This window comes from Sphingomonas daechungensis (genome assembly GCF_014489495.1).
GTDB lineage: Bacteria > Pseudomonadota > Alphaproteobacteria > Sphingomonadales > Sphingomonadaceae > Sphingomicrobium > Sphingomicrobium daechungense.
Genome location: NZ_CP060780.1, coordinates 1625569 through 1642842 on the forward strand (window position 1 = coordinate 1625569; position 17274 = coordinate 1642842).

Consider the following 17274-nt stretch of genomic DNA (forward strand, 5'->3'; position numbering starts at 1 on the left):
AACGCGCTCGTGACCGGCCCTTAGAGACGGTCCGCCAGCCGGCTTGCGTCATTCGCGATGGCGACAAGGGCAGCACGCCAGGGCTCATCAACCGCGCCGAGGTCGCGGATGAGCTTCAGCTTGATCGCCAGCTCGACGATTGACGGCGAGGGGGCGGCCAGGAGCCGGTGGAGCCAGCCGTGCAGGCGCGCGCCCAGCTCATCTCCGCGATCCTCGATGGCGGCAATGCAGTGCTTGTCGAAAAGCATGCGCCGCACCCTTTCGGTCGCGACTGCCCGAGGCCATTCGACATGGTCGCAAGCTCCCGGTCCATCGTGGCGAGCGCCGGGCGGTAATGATCTTTGTCGTGCTGGCGCAGCAACGCGCAGGCGGCGCGATAGTCATGCCAGCAGCTGTCCCATTCGGACCGGTCGAATTCGGGCTCAACCAGGGCTGCCGAGGAGCGTAACACCTTGGCGAGCAGACGCCTTGGCCGTAAATGCCATGTAGCCATTTTCGTCTCCACGAAGACGGTGATGGTCAGGGCCAGGCAGGAGTGTCCGCTCCTGTTTGGTCCGCCCCATTTTAGGGAAGGCGGCAGCAACGCTGCAGCCATCATACTATAGCAAAATGCGCTTGCCGGGTCAAAGAAACGGCTAAAATCCGCGACTTTTTGACGTGACAGAGCGGGCAGCATTTGCAGTGGTTGTGGGCATTCGTGCAGCCAGAAAAAGTCAGCAGTGCGCAAAGTCACCGTTAGCGTGACGCCGGCAGTGATCAGCCCTCAGCGGCGCCGTGCAGCAGCGCTCCGGTCCCGCCCGAACCGTGCTTCGAAATCCGCCCGGCACATCGCGGTGAGCTCATTCAGTCCGGCGCGGCGGCGTCCGGCGCATCCAGGCTGGCAAGCGCGCTCGACAGCTCCGCCATCATGTTCAACGCCGCGAAATAGTGACTTTGCTCGTCGCTCCGTGAGCGCGCACTCATACTCATCGCGGCAGCATACGCGCTCGCCGTCGCGCGCGCATGTCCTTTTTGGACACGCAGTCGCTGGCATGGCGCACCCTCAGCTCGTCAATATGCTGACCGCCGTGCGTTCGACGCGTACCGCGCTCAGCTCGCCCGTCAGGTAGCAGCCGGTGTCCACCGCCACCCGGTTCGTCCTGACCTGCACCCTCGGCACGATGGTGTGGCCGTGAATGACCGTCACGCCGTGATCGCTTGCATCGCCGAGGAATTCCTTGCGGATCCAGTGCAAGTCCGCCGGCACCTGCTGGTCGAGGGGATGCCTGGCCGGATGCCGGCATGAACAAACAGGCAGTCACCAATCCGCACCTGGTCCTTGAACTTGCGAATGAAGTTGCGGTGGGACGCGGGGACGGCCGCCTTGATCGCCGCGCCGACATCGAACCCCTCGGCGAGGATATCGTGGCTGTCCAGCCCGTAGCTTTGCAGCGTTTCGACACCGCCGTAGCGCAGCCATGGTTCGTACGCGCGGATATCGCCGCCAGGCAGTTCAGCATCGACTCTTCGTGATTGCCCATTACGAAATGGACCCGGTCCACCGGCGCCGGGGCATGGCGGAGCCGCTCGATCACTCCGGCAGACTGCGGCCCGCGGTCGATCAAGTCGCCGAGAAGGACCAGGTGCGACTGGAAGTCGTGAGTCCGCAAGTCGCGCTCAATTTTCTCCAGCAGCCGCTCCAGCGGCTCCAGGCAGCCATGCACGTCGCCAATCGCGTAGACGCACACCCCGCGGGCACGCCGTAGCGCAGCTCGGGCCGCGACCGTCGCAGTCTGGGAAAGATGGGCATGAACAACGCGGACTCGGTGATGGAGGACCGCCACAGCCCATAGCCGTCAAATCATGCTTTAGGCTTAACGGCAGCGCGTTTTGCAAGCGCGGGCAAAACGAACGGGTTCAAGGCCGAAGTACAGTTTGCCGTCGCCGCTTTACAAGGGCCGGCAGGTCCCGCGTTTCTGCGCCGGTTGCCCGCTGCCGTCGAGGGGTTCGAAGTACCAGCCAAAGTCGCCGTTCACCCGGTCGCCCTCGATGATGACATAGCGCGGCTGTCCCTGGTCGTTGTCCAGCCGCCACGCCAGGAAGCGGCCGTCGGGTGCGACGCTGTATGTCGCAATGCCCTCGCGGCTAGCCACTGACGCGCGTGACGACTCTGCATCGAACGTCACGGTGAAGCGCACGTCGCCGCCCGCACACGTCAGGCTTTGCACCTCCTCCAGACCCGCTGCAGCTGGCGCGGAGACGATCAGCAGGACGGACGCGACTATTCGAAACATCACTGGTTCCACGGGCAGCGGGCGACGACGAAGGCTCCGGCGGGCGCTCACCCTGTGACGCCATCCGGCTAACCATATCAACGGTCGATACACCAATTGCCGTACATTGGGCGATCCCGCTGTCCCAATGCAAGGACGCTGCTCGGTCCTCGCGATCAAAAGCGCCCTCGCGCCTGCCGCCTATTCTCAACCTCCGAGGCCGGCGTCAGAGGGACTTGCGAAGCAGTCGCCTCCGCAAGTCCTCCATCCCAATCGCGGACACCGTCTGCTCGGGATCGTCCGACAGGATGATGGCGCCGAGGTGCCCGAGGATCTGGGTCGCCCGGTCGAGACGCTGAAGTGGCAGGCCGTGCCGGGCCACGACATAGGGGTCGCCGATGAGCTCATCACCCAGTGCGTCAAGCAGGCGCGCGACATGGTCCAGCTCCTCGACGATTCGGGGCGCAAGGCGCCCAAGCGGATCGTGATCCCCGCCGCGGACGGGACGAGGTACGGCCTTCGGTTCGTTAGCGGCCGGCTCGGCTTCGGCGTTCGGGAGCCAGGCGGCAAGCTCGATGGGCTTCAAAAATTGGACGCCACACTCGGTGGAATTACGCCACATGACCGAGCCGGCGGCGCAAAGCTCTCCCCGGACCAACTCGATCTCCGTCGCAATCCTGGGAGGCACGTCGCATTCTATCAGGGCGCCGGTGACCGACATGTTCCTGATCGTGACATTCCGGACGGGGCGCCAGGCGCGCGCAGCTTCGCCGCCAGCAGACTTCTGGCCCGTCGGCTCGAGCGTAGGTCGTCAACCATCGGCGTCCCAATGCAACGCGTATGAGTCAGGAGTATAAGGCTTTTTCCGGCTCCGTCAGCAATGGGCGAGGCCGATGGTTGGCGAGCCAGGGCGAAACTCGATTATGCTCCGTTTCGGATCGACCCCTCGGATAGCGTTAACCAACATTTCCGTAATCCGGCGCGGATGAAATGGTCCCTGACTTGCTCCCGCGAGCTTCTGCCGGCACTGGCTCGCGCCGTTGTCCTTCCCGCAGCGCTGACGCTTGCCTTGTTGGCCGCGATGGTTGGAACGATCCTCCACTTTTCAACCTCGGAATCGGACCGGATCGCGCTCGAGCGGCAGGACCGGCTTGTTCGCATTGCCGTCCGGGAAACCATGGACGACGTGGCCGTCGACCAGGAAGCCTCGACGTTCTGGGACGACGCCGTCGTGCAGGTGCGAAAGACACCTCTCGACCCTCTGTGGCTGGATAATAACCTCGGGATCTGGTTCCACACGTACTACAGGCACGACGAAACCTATTTGCTCAATGCCCAAGACAAGGCCGTTTACGCCATGCAGGCGGGACGGCGCGCGAGACCGGCGTCTTTCGCCAGGGTTGCCGGCCCCGTACTCAAGCTCGCCGATGGTCTCCGCCGGAAATTGACGACGGGCTACCTCGCGCCCGAAGGGAGCCGCGGAAAAACAATCGGAGCGACCGACTTCGCGCTGGTCGCCGGCCATCCCGCCATCATCAGCGTCAAGCCAATCGTGTCGGAGACGGGCAATGTTCCCCAGCGCCCCGGCTCGGAATTTCTGCACGTGTCGGTGCGCTACCTCGACGGCAGTTTTCTCAGCGAGCTGACCGAGCTTTACGGCATTGATGCGCCGCGGTTCACGTCGGAGCGCGCCGAGACCGCCTCGTTGCCGATCGCCGGGCGAGGCGGCGCGGTCATCGGTTACCTCGACTGGGCGCCGTTCGAACCGGGCGAAGAGGTCGAGGACAAGATGAGTCCCGTGCTCATCGTCGCCCTGGGACTCATTGGCGTCCTGATCGGCCTGCTCCTGCTCAGGCTGTTTCGAAGCCGCCTCGAGCTCGAAGCAAGCCGCGCGCAAGCTCAGCACCTCGCCTTCCATGACAGTCTCACCGGACTTCCGAACCGGGCCCTGTTTGAAGATCGGCTCGACCATGCGCTCGCCAAGCGGGACTGCAAGCTGGCCGTAATGCTGCTCGATCTTGACCGCTTCAAGAACGTCAATGACACCCTGGGTCACCAGGCAGGCGACGCCCTCATTCGCGAGCTTGGCGTTCGTCTCGCCGGCTTGACCCGCGAAGCCGACACAGTGAGCCGCCTCGGCGGGGATGAATTCGCGATCCTCATCGAGAATTGCCGGCCCGCAGACCTTCATAGGCTGGCGCGGCGGATCCTCACCGAGATCAATCAGCCGTTCACGCTCATCGGCAACACGGTGCACGTTGGCGTCAGTATCGGGATCGTCATCAGCTCCGTTGAGAAGAATGACCGTCTCGAGCTCGTCCGCAAAGCCGACATTGCACTTTACAATGCGAAGGACGCAGGCCGGAATACCTACTGCCTGTTCGAGCCGCACATGGATGATCATGTCCGTCTGCGCGGGCGCATCGAAGAGGATCTGCGGGCGGCGCTTGCGAGCGGACATGGGCTTTGCCTGCATTACCAGCCGCAGGTCGCGAGTGACGGGAAAGTCATCGGCTTGGAAGCGCTGGTCCGATGGGACCATCCGCAACGGGGCATGATCGCGCCCGAACAATTCGTCCCGGTCGCTGAGGAGACGGGCCTGATCCTCCCCTTGGGTGAGTGGGTTTTCCGCCAGGCGTGCGTCCAGTCACTGCGCTGGCCTGGCCTGTTCATCGCCATCAACCTGTCGCCGCTCCAGATCCGCTCGAACGGCTTTTACGACACGCTTGCGGGCATCATTCGATCAACGGGAGCAGATCCCAGGGTCCTCCAGCTCGAAGTCACCGAGCGCGTCCTTCTCGACGATGACGACAAAGTGCGGGAGACGTTGGCGAAACTCCGCAAAGCCGGGTTCACCATCGTCCTCGATGACTTCGGGACCGGCTATTCATCCCTGAGCTACTTGCGCAAGTTCGAGGTCGACAAGATCAAGATCGACCGCAGCTTCATTCAGCACCTGGGCGAAACCGCGGACTCGGCAAACATCATTTCGGCAGTCCTGGCCCTGGGTCACGTGATGGGTCTCGAAGTCGCTGCCGAGGGCGTCGAAACGGCCGAGCAGCAAGCCTTTCTCAAGGTGGCTGGCTGCAAGGAAATGCAGGGCTATTATTTCTCGCGGGCGCTTCCCGCCATCGAGCTTGGCGAGTTTCTTCCGGCCAACTCACCTAAACCCATTTCCAGCGCGGCTTGAGCCATGCGCCGCGGCATCATTGCCATCGCCTTCGGCCTGGCCGCGGTGGGCAACGGGCAACGCGCAGAGGCGGCGGACTGGTCGGCGGAGGCCGGTATCGTCAGCGACTATCGCTACCGTGGTGTGTCCTTGTCGGGTGGCAAGCCGGCGTTCCAGGCCTCGCTGAGCGCGCAGCTTGAGAGCGGTGCCTATGGTGAACTTTGGACATCGACGATCAAAGGCGCCGGCAAGCTCGAGTTGGATGCTACCGTGGGCTATGCTGTCCAGCTTTCCGACAAAGTCGGCCTCGACTTGTCGAGCACGTTTTATTGTTATCCCGGCGACAGCAGCACCAACGCGTTTGAGGCAACGGCGTCCGTCGAAGCGAACGTCGGACCGCTGACGGGAAAAGCCGGGGCGAGCTTTGCGCCGTCGCAACGGGGCACCGAGGACGACCTTGGACGGCGAACCAGCAATCTCTACCTTTTCACGGCAGCCCAATATACCGTCCCCAAGTCACCTATCTTCCTCAACGTCGAGCTCGGGCGCGAACGCGGCGCCTGGGATACGCTTGATGGTCGATCGAAGTGGAGCTGGACAATGGGCCTTGGCGCCGAGTTGCCGAATGCGCGCATCGGCCTTGACTATGTCGGCACCAACGCGGGCTCGAATGGCTTGATCGCATCGCTCTTCATGCAATTTTGAAAATCCTCGGCGTTCGCTCAAGGCCAGCCTACGCTCTCGCCTAAGACTCTGGATAGGCAACCGAATCCTCTCCGTTTCGGAGCTTTGGTTAAGGCGCTCGATGAGGTGCGGGTGGTAAATCCAGCTCCCTGGAAGCCGACCGATGTTGGGCCGGCCGTTGCGTGGAAGCCGGCGTTGAAACCTCGCGAGAACAGAGAGAAAGTAATGATCAGGGCGCGCATGCGGAGCTCTTCCGCTTGGCATGACGTCTGCATCCTCAACGTGTCGCTTCATGGCCTCGGGGTTCAGAGCGCCGAGCCACCTGCCCGCGGGACTTATGTCGAAATCCGGCGCGGCCGCCAGACGATCGTGGCACGCGTCGCCTGGAACAAGGGCCATCGCGCCGGGCTCCGCTCGCAGGACCCTATATTCCTCACTGCCCTGCTCAACGACACTTCAGGCGAGGCCCCGGCGGCGGGTAAGGTGCAGGGCCTGTCGAACGCCGCCACGCGCCACGACCGTCCGATACTCATGCCGCGAGCCGCCTTGCCGGCCGGGCAATCGAATTTGCAGGAATTGCGACCGTAGCGGCGGCAATCGCCCTGGCGGCGTTCGGCGCCGTGGCCCAGGCTTTCAATGCGCCCATGGCGGCGGTCCGCGAAGCGCTCGGGAATCAAACGCGCAACCAACTCGGGGTTAGCGAATTCTAGGAGTGCAGGGAGTTGCGACGCCCGTCGCTTGAAACTACCGTCGCATCGCTCGGTTTATCATGGTGCGCCCGTCATGCCGTGTGGCAGGCGAGTGGACGGAGGAGCGACCGACGTCATGAACAGGGAACGGCCGCGCCCAACCAGCGATGAGCACCGGCTCATCTCGCTGGATTCCCGTGACATCGACGATCTTCGGCGTCTCCTCGCCAAGCTCCACCCCTCCGGCCGCGGGGACGACGTTTCGGATGCTGGAGACCACGGCCCCGAGCGGAATGACCTGGTCGACAAGGCGCGGGTTGAACTCGATAACCGGCGAAAACGCGTTGCGATCTTTGGTAGCCAGATGTTCGCCGAACCCGCGTGGGAAATGCTGCTTCTATTGTTTCTGAGTGAGGGACGGCAGCGGATCACCCAGTCGAGGCTTGGCGAGCTTTCAGGGGCTTCGCGGTCGACTGGCCTCAGGTGGATCGACTATTTGTCAGATCACGGGCTCGCGGAGCGGCGCGAGCATCCTACCGACAAGCGGCAGAATTTCGTCAGCCTCACCGAGAAGGGCCGAGCGCTCCTGTCCGTGTATCTTTCTGAGACAAAGTAAGGTTTACACAATTGTAGCCTTTTTTGGGCTAAGGCATTATCGGGCGGTTCGATCGGCGCGCACTTTGGGCCTCAGCGCGCTCGTCTGCTCGGGGTTACGTGTATGCCTGCAGTCAGTCAGGAAGCCGACGATCCGTCGGAGGACTGGACGATGCAACGCGCGCTTGCGCTGCTTGAACAAGCACTCGTCATCATCGATCGTTGGGACGCCAGCCCCGCCGTCGGGGCCCGCCTCCAGCAAGTGATCGAAGACGTGCAGGAGCTGAGCGCTCAAGTCGACGGCTAGGATTTCGGTGACGAGCCGGATCCGTTCAAATTGGATCAAAACTCTCCCCAAAATGGGCCGATCGTTAAGCGAGGGCCTACCCAACGTGGTTAATCAACACCCCGGTCTTAAACGGTCGAGGGAGTTCAATCATGACCGCGGTTGCAGCACGGAAGGAGTTCAATCCCGCCACCCTGTTTCCCACGGCGGCGCCGGACGTCCTGAAGGAACATTACGTGTCGACTCCACCGGGAAGTCGGCCCACCCGCGCAAGCAAGGTCCGGCAGATTCTCCAGGCCCGCCTCCGCCGCGACCAGCACTTCAGCAGCAAGCTTTTCTCCGACCCGGCCTGGGACATGCTGCTTGAGCTTTACGCCGCCGATAGTGGGGACCGGCGCCTCTCCATTTCTCGACTGTCCGAACGGACTCAGACGGCACTGACTACGACCCTGCGGTGGATCCAGGCGCTAGAGAGTGAAGGCCTGGTCGAACGCGCACGTCACCCGCTCGATGGACGCCAGGTCTTCATCGTGCTGACCCATTCTGGCCGGCAAGCAATTGATGGCTATTTCGACGATATTGACCGCCTATCCGTCATTTGATTCATATATGTCATTGATCCGCCGAGCTCTGCGGCCCTAAGTCAGTCCTACAGCGATGCCGAATCGCGGGTGCCAGCTCGGGGCACCCGTTTTTCTTCCGCGGGTCCCCGATCGCGCTCCAGTCTGCGGCTCCTGAACTCGTCACGGCATTGTTCGAATTGCTTCCGATCCGGATCAATGGACAGGGTTTGGGAAAGCCGCCTGACCCGATAGCAATGCGGTGTTTCTGCTGCTCCTTCTTGCTGAAAGCGCCGCACCGCCGCCACGCGTGGCGCCGCAGGCCAAGGCGGTCGTCCGGATAGAGCGAAGTGTCCAAGTGCGCCGTGAAAATTGGACCGCGCCAAGCGATCTGCAGCGGCGCGAAGTGGTGAGGAAGGACGACACCGGACGCCCGGTTCTCCTGCGCCTCGTCGAGCATCAATAGCCGCGCGGCCGACCAAGTCCGCCTTGGCCGGCCGACCGGCTGGGCTTAATTGAGGGACTTGGTCAAACCGATCCGGGCCATGACATAATCATAATTGCCCGATCCACTGATCGAATTGTTTGAATATTGCGCCTGGGCAAAAGCCCTGAAAGCGTGCCGTCCACGCGGGCTTTCCACGCGGACTTCGGCCAGGCGGGCCGAGGCCCAGCCCCCGCCGGTTGCGCGCTGAGCGCCATATCCGACGGCGCCCAGGAGCATCCAGCCGGACGTGGTGAACCGGCGCATCTGCACCACGGGCAACAGCTGGAAGAAGTTCTTGGGAGAGTAATAGTCATACTCGCCAGGCGCCGTGGAATGAAAAAAACGGGTCCGCAGCTGGGCACTGAGCCCAATGTCCGCCTTGATGACGTGGACATAACTCGCCCGTGCGTGAAGCCTTTCGTTCCGCCCCGTGAACGCCTGAACCGCGCCGGTGAACGTCAGCGTGTCCTTGGCCACGGGCACGTCGAAGCTGGCGCCCAAGAACGTGTAATACAGGCCCTCGTCGACGCCGCGGGGTGTTTCAATGATCTCGCGTTCGAGGAACACTTCCTTCGACCAATCCTTGGACCGCAGGTTGGCGGAGCCGAGCCAGGTCTTGCCATCTGTTCCGAGACGCGCCTTCCACAGCCAGTCCTTGCCCGCCTTTCCGGCAAGATCCGCATAGACGCGCTGGTCCTTGCGGGTTTTCTGCCCAAGCGGCGAAAACCAGGCTTGCTCGATGGCGACGCCGAAATAGCGATCCGGACCGGCGTCGAGGATTGCGCCACGCCCAAGGAGCTTGACCACGTCCGTATGGTCGGAGTCGGTGCTTGCAAACAGCTCCACGCCAACGGCGGGCCCGGTGGCCTGGTCGCTTGCCTGGGCGGCCGCGGGCGAGGGGAGGGAGGCCAAGCCAGCCACGAGGAGAAGAGAGTGGAAGCGGGTCATCATTTGGTTCCCCAGGTTTTGCGGCGGCCCGTCAGTTCGGACACGTATCCCCACAGGCAGACGGGCTGCATGACGATGGCGTAGACAAGGACGTAGAAGAGGAGGCCGGCCACGTTGCGGCGTACTTTCAGGCCCTTGGATGCGAACATCCGGCGCTGGATCCTGAAAATGACCCCGTTCCACACCACCGCGAGCGGGAGCAGCAGCAGCGTGAGGGGGCCGGCGATCCAGTAATAGCCGAGCGCAGCGGCAAGAAGACCCGGAATGAAAATGAACGTGAACGTCAGGTCGAGCGGCAGGAACAGCATGTTCCACCACACGAAGAGCGTCGATAGCCGGGGTTTGAACAGCAAGCTCTTGTGCCGTTGCAGGGCCTCGATCAGGCCACGCGACCAGCGCTTTCGCTGCTGATAGAATTGGCGGAACGAAGCGGGGGCGTCGGTGAAGACGATGGCGTCCTCGGCGTAGCCGATGCGATACCCCTTCGCGAGCATCGCCCAAGTCATGACGATGTCCTCGCCGACCGATTCAGGCCAGCCACCGACCGCTTCAAGCGCCGACTTGCGGTACAGGGAAAAAGCACCCTGCGCGACAAGCGTGCCGTGATACATGCTCTGCATGCGCTTCACTGCAGAGATGCCGTGGAAGTAGTCCCATTCCTGCGCGGCGGTGACCAGGCTGGCGCGGCTGTTTCGCACCAGGACCGCGCCGGCGACAGCCATCGTCCCGGGCGGGTCCGACAAGTACCGCTCCACGATCTCCTTCAAGCTGTCGGAGCGGAGGCGGCTATCGCCATCAATAGTGCAGACAAGGTCGTGGCGAGCGGCGGCAAGGCCGTCATTGAGGACAGCCGCCTTGCCCCGGTTCTGTTCAAAGTCGAGGAGGCGAACGTCAATATTCTCGGGAAGCTGGAGCGACTTGCGGGCAGAATGAAAGGTTTCGACGGTGCGGTCTTTGGAGCCGTCGTTGAGGACGAGTGCTTCGACCTCGCCGACATAATTGAGGTTGGCAATGCTTTCGAGCGTGGCTGCAAGCCCGGCTTCCTCGTTGTAGGCGGCGATGAGGATGGTCACGCCGGGATAGGAGAGGGGCGTTCGTCGCGGCGGCCTGCGGTCGAGAAGAAGGGACGTCGCCAGGAATGCGTTCATGAACCCCGGTACGAACGCGACGAATGTGAGCGTCCAGAGCGCGAGGAACGGGTTCGTGAGCTCGGCGAGATCGCGCATCCAGGCCGACGCCACGCTGACGCTGAACGCCGTCCACGCGATGGCGATCGTCAGGGCGACGCCGAATTTGATCCGCACTGACAGATAGCGTCGCCGGTACGGGACCGCAGTCTTCAGGAGGTCGGTTGATACTGGCGCGTTCATCGAAACCTTCAGCAATTCCTCAAGGCTCGCGAACACGAAGCGCCTCGATGGGCTTCGCGCGGCGGCGCCATCATTCACGGTCAACCGGGGCCGCGTCGCGCAACCGGTTGAAAAACCCTCAACAGGTTGAACTATCCGGAGAAGTGCCCGTCATCCGGACTAGGATCAGATGGTGAAGATTGCGTTTACTACGCTTCCGAACCGGAAGGATTCTCGGCCACTGCGCAGGGCCCCCGAAGCGTCAGTGGAGGTTGGGTGAAGCCATCGAGGAGGGGACCTCGGGGGTCAGGGCCGAATGCGGCCACCGGTATCAATTGCGTCAAGCAGGTCCTTGAAAGCACCCGAGCGGGCAGGGGAAAGGCCTCACGCACGGCACCGGACAGGCATTCTCGATTGGTCAAATCGGCGCTCGGGACGTCGGCAAGATCACCCGGATCGAAGCGCTTCGGCGGTCGCAAACCTTGGTCGCCCATCAGTGTTGAAGCTTCCCGATCGCCGCAAGCTCCTGGGCAAGGATTTCAAGACGGAGGATCTCCTCGGCGAGTGCCGGGGACTGGTCGGACTGATCCGCGAGGCGCCTGGTGATCTGCAGCAGGGTCGCACTCAGGCCGGACAATTGTTGCCCGCACAGTGCCGCGGCAGAGCCCGCCTCCAGTGCCGTCCGTTGCGGTACTGGGCAATGGTGGCATCGATGCGCTGCTGGTCGAACGGGCCGGCCAGGTCCATCCAGTCGGCAACGTCGATGGCCTCCGCAAATTGCACGCCGCATTGACGATCCGTTGCCCAGGCGATCTCACCGGACACGGATCGGCTGCCGCGGCGAAGGAGGACGGCGTGGCCCGCCGCAGGAAAATGGCTTCCCTCCAGCAGCGCCCGCTGGGCGAGAGATTCCGAACGCGAACCGGGCAATTCTCAGTCGCGGTCCGCAGCACGGCCATGAGAAAAACGTGAGATCGCAGTTCAGATCTTGGATCGCTGATGGCGGTATTGGACAGCACTGGAGCCCCTTGGTGACGACACGGCCCCAATCTGCGGTCTCAATCTTGGAGAGATGGTGAATCAAAGCTCCGAAACGGATCGATATCAAATGCGGGAGTTTTCGGTATGGCCAGCACCCCTTTTTGAAAGGCGGCAACGCCTTCGAAATTTCTTCAGGCCCGCGATCATTGCGAATCTCAATGATCCCCTCGCTGGGTGATGCGTCAGTCTGGGCAAGTCCGGAAGCGCTTCGTCTCGCCTCGTGGGCGGGGAGGTATGTGCGAATTCCATCCACTATGGAGCAATGGTTAGGCTCCGAGCAATCGGCCTTCGCCAGGGTCCTGATCCTCGCGATCAAAAGGACCGCATGCCGACATGTCTCGATCACGTTTGCAATTGTGGACAAAAGCGCTCCTCGTCGTGCTGGCGCTGCCCGCCGGCGCGTCCGCGACAGCCGGACCACAACCCTCCACCATTGGTCCGACTTCGCGCTCGAGCATTCGCCTCAGCGTCAGTGTCCGGCCGCGGACGGGCGTGTCTCTCGCACGCGGATCGGCAGGGCAGGGCGTCCGCTCCTCGGACCACGGTATCTGCATTTGGTCGACCATGGCCTCTCGGACATTTTCGATTGCGCTGCTTCCACCAGGCGAACTTCCTGGGCCGGCTACCACGCTGGAACACGCCGGTTCACCGATGGCGTTGAAGCCGGGCCAGGCTGTCGACGTTCAAGCCCTGGGCTCGGCCGCTGACTGTGAACGCGAACAGGCCCGGATTGTGCTCCCAGCAGGGCCTGAGATCGAGTGGCCCTCAGCGTCGCTCCTGATTGTTTCACCCCAATAGAACATGACGGCTTTCGAGCTCGAGCAATTTTCCCGATTGCCGTCCCGCTTTGTAAACATAACTTCACGAGGGTGGGGAGCGTTTACGCTGGCGGCGGGGCAGGCAAATTGACGGTCTGTTAACTTTGTTGGTTGTATCCCGTGCCGATTAATCGATCCGTTTCGGATGAATTTTGCTCGGTGGGGTCAGTTCATGGTCAGAAAGTATATTCCGTCGGTCATGGCCGCGCTCGCGGTGCTTGCATCAGCAGGCACGGCTCAGGCGGCGACACAAGGTAGTCTCGGCGCAACCTCGACGGGCTCCGTCTCGATTTCGGCCTCGGTCCCGAACCGCGTCCGTATCAGCGGCTTGAGCGACGTCGCGTTCACCAACGCCGATCCAAGCTTGAACGCGTCCAACGCCCAGAACGTCTGCGTCTGGAGCAACACGAGCACCAAGGGCTACCGCGTGACGGCGACCGGAAGCGGCGCGGCCAATGCGTTCACCCTGGCCAATGCGAGCCTGACAGTTCCCTATACGGTCGAGTGGAGCGCGTCGTCCGGGCAGACCAGCGGCACGGCCCTCGCGGTCGGAACGCCGCTCACGGGTCAGACTTCGCTCGCAACGAATTCAAACTGCGCGTCGGGCCCGTCCTCGAGCGCGAGCCTCATCGTCAAGATCGCTGCAACCGATCTCCAGACGATGACTGCTGCGACGAACTACACGGGCACGCTCACCCTCCTGGTCGCGCCCGAATAAGGCCCGCAAATCGTGGCGCCGTCGCCTCCTGCCGTCGTTCCCATGACGACGCCAAGCGGCGCGGCGCCCGTTCGCGCCATGCGGCTTCTCCTCGTGCTCGCCGTCGGCCTGCTTGCCGCTGCCGTTGCGCCAAGTCCCGCCGCCGCCCAGCGTGTCCGGATCACCAAGCTGAGTGATGTCGCGTTCGGGTCCCTGACGAACCTCGGCGTTGACGCCGTTCGCAATCAAAGCGTCTGCGTCTTCTCGCAGGCGGCGACCAGGGTTATCATGTTACGGCCACGGGGTCGGCGCCAGGCGGCAGCTTTGCGCTGCTGTCCGGCGGTAACCAGCTTGCCTATGACGTCCAGTGGAGTCCTTCGGCTGGCCAGTCCTCTGGCACCCAGCTCAGCCCGAACGTCACCCTGACCGGGCTCACCAGCACCGCGACGCAGCAATCCTGCAACAGCGGCCCGGCGACGTCGGCGTCGCTCATCGTTGTCCTGCGCTCGACGACGTTGTCGAATGCCCGGGCGGGGTCCTACGCCGGCACGCTCACTTTGGTCATCGGACCCGAATAAGCCCAAATGCGGAAGCGCTGCAAAATTCGCGCCGCCATGTTGCTGGGCTGTAGTGGCGTCATGACGGCAACTTTGCCGATGGCCGCGCTTGCCAATTCAAGCGTCATCAAGGCCGTCGGCCCGCCCGCCGGCTTCGGTGAGCTCGAGCAGCCCCGCGAAGTTGTCGCGGATCTCTACTTCGGCAACCGCAAAGTCGGCGAAGCCTGGCTGATTGCGCAGCCGGGTTCGGTGACGTTCAAGGATCCAGCGCAGCTGTTCAAGGTCCTGCCCGAGTTACGTGCGTCGCCCGAGGTCATGGCTCGACTATCGGGCAAGCTGCCCGATCACGTCGCCCAAGTCTGTCCGGTTCCGGGCTCGACAAGCTGCAAGCCGCTCGAGACCCAAGACATCGACGTCATTTACGACGCGGACCGGTTCAGGCTCGACCTCTTCGTCAACCCGCGCTTCCTGAACGTCGTGGGTCAAGCGATGCGTATTTGCAGCCGCCCACCACGCCCTTGTCTTTAACCAGCTCGATCGGCGGGGCGATTGCCGGCTCGACGCAAGGCGAGACGGTCTACAACTTCCAGAACCGAACGATCCTGGGTTTTCGCAACGGCAGGATCAGGAGCGACAGCGCTTACGCCTCGGACCTGGGGTTCATCGTCGACGACCTCGTCGCCGAGGTCGACACCCGCCAGCACCGCTACGCGGCCGGCCTGTTCTGGGCGCCCGGGATCGACTTCACCGGACGGCGGCGGATTGCCGGCGTGGGCTTTACAACGCAATTCGATACGCGCGTTGACCACGAAGCGCTGCAGGCAACGCCGCTCATCCTGTTCCTCAGCCAGCCTTCCCGAGTGGAAATCCTCATCGACGGGCGGCTCGTGACGTCCGGCAGCTATCCCGCCGGAAACCAGGCCATTGACTCGTCAGCGCTGCCCGACGGCTCCTACACATTGCTCCTGCGCATTCGGGCACCCGACGGAAGCGTGCGCGAGGAGCGCCGCTTCTTCGTCAAAAGCTCCGCCATCGCGCCGCTGGGCAAGCCCGTCTATTTCGCCTTCGCGGGGCTGCTTGCCAATACGCGCGCGGACCGAGCGATCAGCGTTTCCAACACGGTCTACTACCAGGTCGGCGCGGCCTATCGCTTGAACGAGAAAGTCGCGGTCGATGCGGCCATCCTTGGCACCGAAGACAAGCCCATCGCGCAGCTTGGGGGATGGCTGATCACCGACGTCGCCAGGGTGCGGGCTGCCGCGCTGATTTCCGGAAAGGGCGACAAGGGCGTTCTTCTCCAGTTGGGGTCGTCCGGCATGAGCAAGTTGAACTTTAGCCTCGACGTTCGCCGGGTGTGGAGCAAGACCGGCGAGCCGCTTATCCCGCTGCCGACCTATGTCGACAATTTCGGATCGGTCCCGCCATTAGGGGCACAGTCGCTAAGCGGCTCCTATGCGCAAGCGACGGGCAGCGTGACCTACTCCATCGGCTCTGCGTTCCTCAGTCTTTCCGGGTCCTACCGGCACGACGAGGGGTATCGCTCCGACTACAGCATCGGGCCCGCCATCAGCTGGCCGGTCCTTAACCGCGGCGGCTTCCAACTGATCCTGAACGCCGACGCGCAGCGCAGCAGGAGCACGGCCGCAGCATTCGCGGGGTCCGCCTTCTATACACCGATGGCGGCAAGTCCGCCGTTGCGACCGCGGGCTATGCCAGTCTCAAGGACCGCGACGATGGGCGCCGATCCGCCCGTGCGGTGGGGAGCCTCAGTGCGCAGTGGTTCAACGAAACCGAGGACCACACGCAGGTTGCGTTAGAGGCAGCCATCCAGCGCGACGTCGAGACAACGACGGCTAGGGCCAATGCCGAGATCGGCAGTCAGTTGGGCAGCGCGCGGGTCGAAGTCCTGCAGGGCATCGAGGGGGAAGCGCGACGCAATATGGCTTTAACTTCCAGACCGGCGTCGCGTTCGGGTCGAGCGCGCTCAAAGTCGGCGGGCGTGACCTCAACCAGAGCGCAGTCATTGCAACACTGGCCGGAAGCTCAAGCAATACGGCGTTTGACGTGCTGATCGACGACGTGCCGAGGGCGCGATTGACTGCTGGATCGAGCGTTCCAATTTTCCTGGAGGCCTATCACGCCTATCAGCTCCGGCTGCAGCCAGTCGAGGCAGTCCCGGTCGCTTACGACAGCCAGTCACGCACCATCACTTTGTATCCAGGGACAGTGCAGCACCTTCGCTGGAGCGCGGACCGTCTCGTTACCGTGTTCGGCAAAGCCGTCGCGGCCAATGGGTCACCGTTGGTGAACGCCGCCATCAAATCATCCACCGAAACCGGACAGACCGATGAAAACGGCTATTTCCAAGTCGATGCGGCGCCGGGCGAAACGCTCGAGTTTCAGGCAGGGGATCGCCTCCCTGCACGGTGTCGCTTGCGGGTGTTCATTTGGAGGGTGACTATGCCCGCCTTGGAGAGGTGATTTGCAAATGACCAAGACCTTCGCGCTTTCGCGCTTTGCGCGTCACGCCGTGTTGGCTGCCACTTTGTTGTCGGTGACGAGCGCCGGTCGCGCCGAGCTGGTCTTGAGCCAGTTGATCATCGACCTGGCGAAGACGGACGAGACGCGCGCCGATATCGAAATTTGGAACAACTCGGATGAGCGCTCCTACATTCTGGCTGAACCGAGCGAGATCGTCGGCGCCGGGTCGAGCGAGGAGCGGAGGGTCACCGAGCCGGATCCCGAAAAGCGCGGCCTGCTCGTGTCCCCGGCGCGAATGATCCTTGAGCCCGGGCAGCGCAAGTTGCTTCGGGTGGCCGCGATCGGCGCGCGTTCGGACCGTGAGCGCGTGTACCGAGTGACCGTCAAGCCGGTGACTGGTGAACTGAGCGCCGCTGAATCGGGCTTGAAGCTGCTTGTTGGCTATGACGTCCTGGTGCTGGTGCGGCCAACGGCGCCGCTGCCGCGGCTGGCGGCCTCCCGCGACGGCAGGCAATTGGTGTTTCGCAACGACGGTAACGCAAGCCTCGAGCTGGTCGACGGCAGCCAGTGCACGTCGCCCAAGACCAATTGCGTCCCGCTCCCGGGAAAGCGACTCTATGCCGGCGCCCGTTGGGCTGTCCCCTGAAGTCGGATGGAGCGGT

21 protein-coding genes and 1 pseudogene are annotated in these 17274 nt (G+C 63.0%); 12 read left to right on the top strand and 10 right to left on the bottom strand.

Features of this window, described 5'->3' with window-relative positions:
- Positions 1 to 20: 20 nt before the first annotated feature.
- The 3 genes from H9L15_RS08725 to H9L15_RS17440 form a co-directional block, all read right to left on the bottom strand.
- Positions 21 to 248 (bottom strand): hypothetical protein, encoded by a 228-nt coding sequence (locus tag H9L15_RS08725; protein WP_187713832.1) that lies wholly within the window; start codon positions 246 to 248, stop codon positions 21 to 23.
- Between the two features lie 595 nt (positions 249 to 843).
- Positions 844 to 969, bottom strand: coding sequence for a hypothetical protein (locus H9L15_RS18810; protein ID WP_262984758.1), 126 nt, complete (start codon positions 967 to 969; stop codon positions 844 to 846).
- Between the two features lie 73 nt (positions 970 to 1042).
- Positions 1043 to 1246: a metallophosphoesterase family protein gene (locus tag H9L15_RS17440; RefSeq protein WP_223276721.1), complete on the bottom strand. Its 204-nt coding sequence runs from the start codon at positions 1244 to 1246 to the stop codon at positions 1043 to 1045.
- 35 nt (positions 1247 to 1281) lie between these two features.
- On the opposite strand from H9L15_RS17440, the gene H9L15_RS17445 reads away from it, so the two are divergent.
- On the top strand, positions 1282 to 1512 hold the full coding sequence (locus tag H9L15_RS17445) for a hypothetical protein (RefSeq protein ID WP_223276722.1): 231 nt from the start codon (positions 1282 to 1284) through the stop codon (positions 1510 to 1512).
- Between the two features lie 35 nt (positions 1513 to 1547).
- On the opposite strand, the pseudogene H9L15_RS20340 reads toward H9L15_RS17445, so the two are convergent.
- The 3 genes and pseudogenes from H9L15_RS20340 to H9L15_RS08740 all read right to left on the bottom strand — a co-directional run.
- Positions 1548 to 1823: pseudogene (locus H9L15_RS20340) on the bottom strand (metallophosphoesterase); the annotation flags it as partial.
- Between the two features lie 105 nt (positions 1824 to 1928).
- A complete protein-coding gene (locus H9L15_RS08735) occupies positions 1929 to 2273 on the bottom strand; it encodes a hypothetical protein (RefSeq protein WP_187713833.1) in 345 nt (114 codons plus the stop codon).
- Between the two features lie 205 nt (positions 2274 to 2478).
- The gene (locus tag H9L15_RS08740) at positions 2479 to 2973 is read right to left on the bottom strand and encodes a hypothetical protein (protein WP_187713834.1); all 495 of its coding nucleotides are present in this window, start codon (positions 2971 to 2973) and stop codon (positions 2479 to 2481) included.
- 264 nt (positions 2974 to 3237) lie between these two features.
- On the opposite strand from H9L15_RS08740, the gene H9L15_RS08745 reads away from it, so the two are divergent.
- From H9L15_RS08745 to H9L15_RS08770, 6 genes are all read left to right on the top strand, one after another.
- Positions 3238 to 5442: a putative bifunctional diguanylate cyclase/phosphodiesterase gene (locus tag H9L15_RS08745; protein ID WP_187713835.1), complete on the top strand. Its 2205-nt coding sequence runs from the start codon at positions 3238 to 3240 to the stop codon at positions 5440 to 5442.
- 3 nt (positions 5443 to 5445) lie between these two features.
- The gene (locus H9L15_RS08750) at positions 5446 to 6126 is read left to right on the top strand and encodes a TorF family putative porin (RefSeq protein ID WP_187713836.1); all 681 of its coding nucleotides are present in this window, start codon (positions 5446 to 5448) and stop codon (positions 6124 to 6126) included.
- A gap of 204 nt (positions 6127 to 6330) precedes the next feature.
- A complete protein-coding gene (locus H9L15_RS08755; RefSeq protein ID WP_187713837.1) occupies positions 6331 to 6693 on the top strand; it encodes a hypothetical protein in 363 nt (120 codons plus the stop codon).
- 237 nt (positions 6694 to 6930) lie between these two features.
- A complete protein-coding gene (locus tag H9L15_RS08760; protein ID WP_187713838.1) occupies positions 6931 to 7410 on the top strand; it encodes a MarR family transcriptional regulator in 480 nt (159 codons plus the stop codon).
- Positions 7411 to 7512: 102 nt separating this feature from the next.
- Complete coding sequence (locus H9L15_RS08765; RefSeq protein ID WP_187713839.1) at positions 7513 to 7695, top strand: hypothetical protein; 183 nt, start codon at positions 7513 to 7515, stop codon at positions 7693 to 7695.
- A gap of 131 nt (positions 7696 to 7826) precedes the next feature.
- Positions 7827 to 8276 carry a MarR family winged helix-turn-helix transcriptional regulator gene (locus H9L15_RS08770; protein WP_187713840.1) on the top strand — a complete coding sequence of 150 codons (450 nt, stop codon included), beginning with the start codon at positions 7827 to 7829 and terminating at the stop codon, positions 8274 to 8276.
- Positions 8277 to 8745: 469 nt separating this feature from the next.
- On the opposite strand, the gene H9L15_RS08775 is transcribed toward H9L15_RS08770, so the two are convergent.
- From H9L15_RS08775 to H9L15_RS08790, 4 genes are all read right to left on the bottom strand, one after another.
- Entirely contained in the window at positions 8746 to 9672 is a 927-nt protein-coding gene (locus H9L15_RS08775) for a hypothetical protein (RefSeq protein WP_187713841.1), read from the bottom strand.
- The gene (locus H9L15_RS08780; RefSeq protein ID WP_223276117.1) at positions 9669 to 11075 is read right to left on the bottom strand and encodes a glycosyltransferase; all 1407 of its coding nucleotides are present in this window, start codon (positions 11073 to 11075) and stop codon (positions 9669 to 9671) included. Before H9L15_RS08780 ends, H9L15_RS08775 begins: the two co-directional genes overlap by 4 nt.
- Before the next feature lie 436 nt (positions 11076 to 11511).
- Positions 11512 to 11655: a hypothetical protein gene (locus H9L15_RS08785; RefSeq protein WP_187713842.1), complete on the bottom strand. Its 144-nt coding sequence runs from the start codon at positions 11653 to 11655 to the stop codon at positions 11512 to 11514.
- Entirely contained in the window at positions 11643 to 11948 is a 306-nt protein-coding gene (locus tag H9L15_RS08790; RefSeq protein WP_187713843.1) for a hypothetical protein, read from the bottom strand. Before H9L15_RS08790 ends, H9L15_RS08785 begins: the two co-directional genes overlap by 13 nt.
- Before the next feature lie 1101 nt (positions 11949 to 13049).
- On the opposite strand from H9L15_RS08790, the gene H9L15_RS08795 reads away from it, so the two are divergent.
- The 5 genes from H9L15_RS08795 to H9L15_RS08815 all read left to right on the top strand — a co-directional run bounded on the left by H9L15_RS08795 (position 13050) and on the right by H9L15_RS08815 (position 17258).
- A complete protein-coding gene (locus H9L15_RS08795) occupies positions 13050 to 13595 on the top strand; it encodes a hypothetical protein (protein ID WP_187713844.1) in 546 nt (181 codons plus the stop codon).
- A 617-nt stretch (positions 13596 to 14212) separates the two neighbouring features.
- Positions 14213 to 14659: a hypothetical protein gene (locus tag H9L15_RS08800; RefSeq protein ID WP_187713845.1), complete on the top strand. Its 447-nt coding sequence runs from the start codon at positions 14213 to 14215 to the stop codon at positions 14657 to 14659.
- Positions 14629 to 15948 (top strand): TcfC E-set like domain-containing protein, encoded by a 1320-nt coding sequence (locus tag H9L15_RS08805; protein ID WP_187713846.1) that lies wholly within the window; start codon positions 14629 to 14631, stop codon positions 15946 to 15948. Before H9L15_RS08800 ends, H9L15_RS08805 begins: the two co-directional genes overlap by 31 nt.
- A gap of 247 nt (positions 15949 to 16195) precedes the next feature.
- A complete protein-coding gene (locus H9L15_RS08810; protein WP_187713847.1) occupies positions 16196 to 16612 on the top strand; it encodes a CS1-pili formation C-terminal domain-containing protein in 417 nt (138 codons plus the stop codon).
- Positions 16613 to 16619: 7 nt separating this feature from the next.
- A complete protein-coding gene (locus H9L15_RS08815) occupies positions 16620 to 17258 on the top strand; it encodes a fimbrial biogenesis chaperone (protein ID WP_187713848.1) in 639 nt (212 codons plus the stop codon).
- Positions 17259 to 17274: the final 16 nt, after the last annotated feature.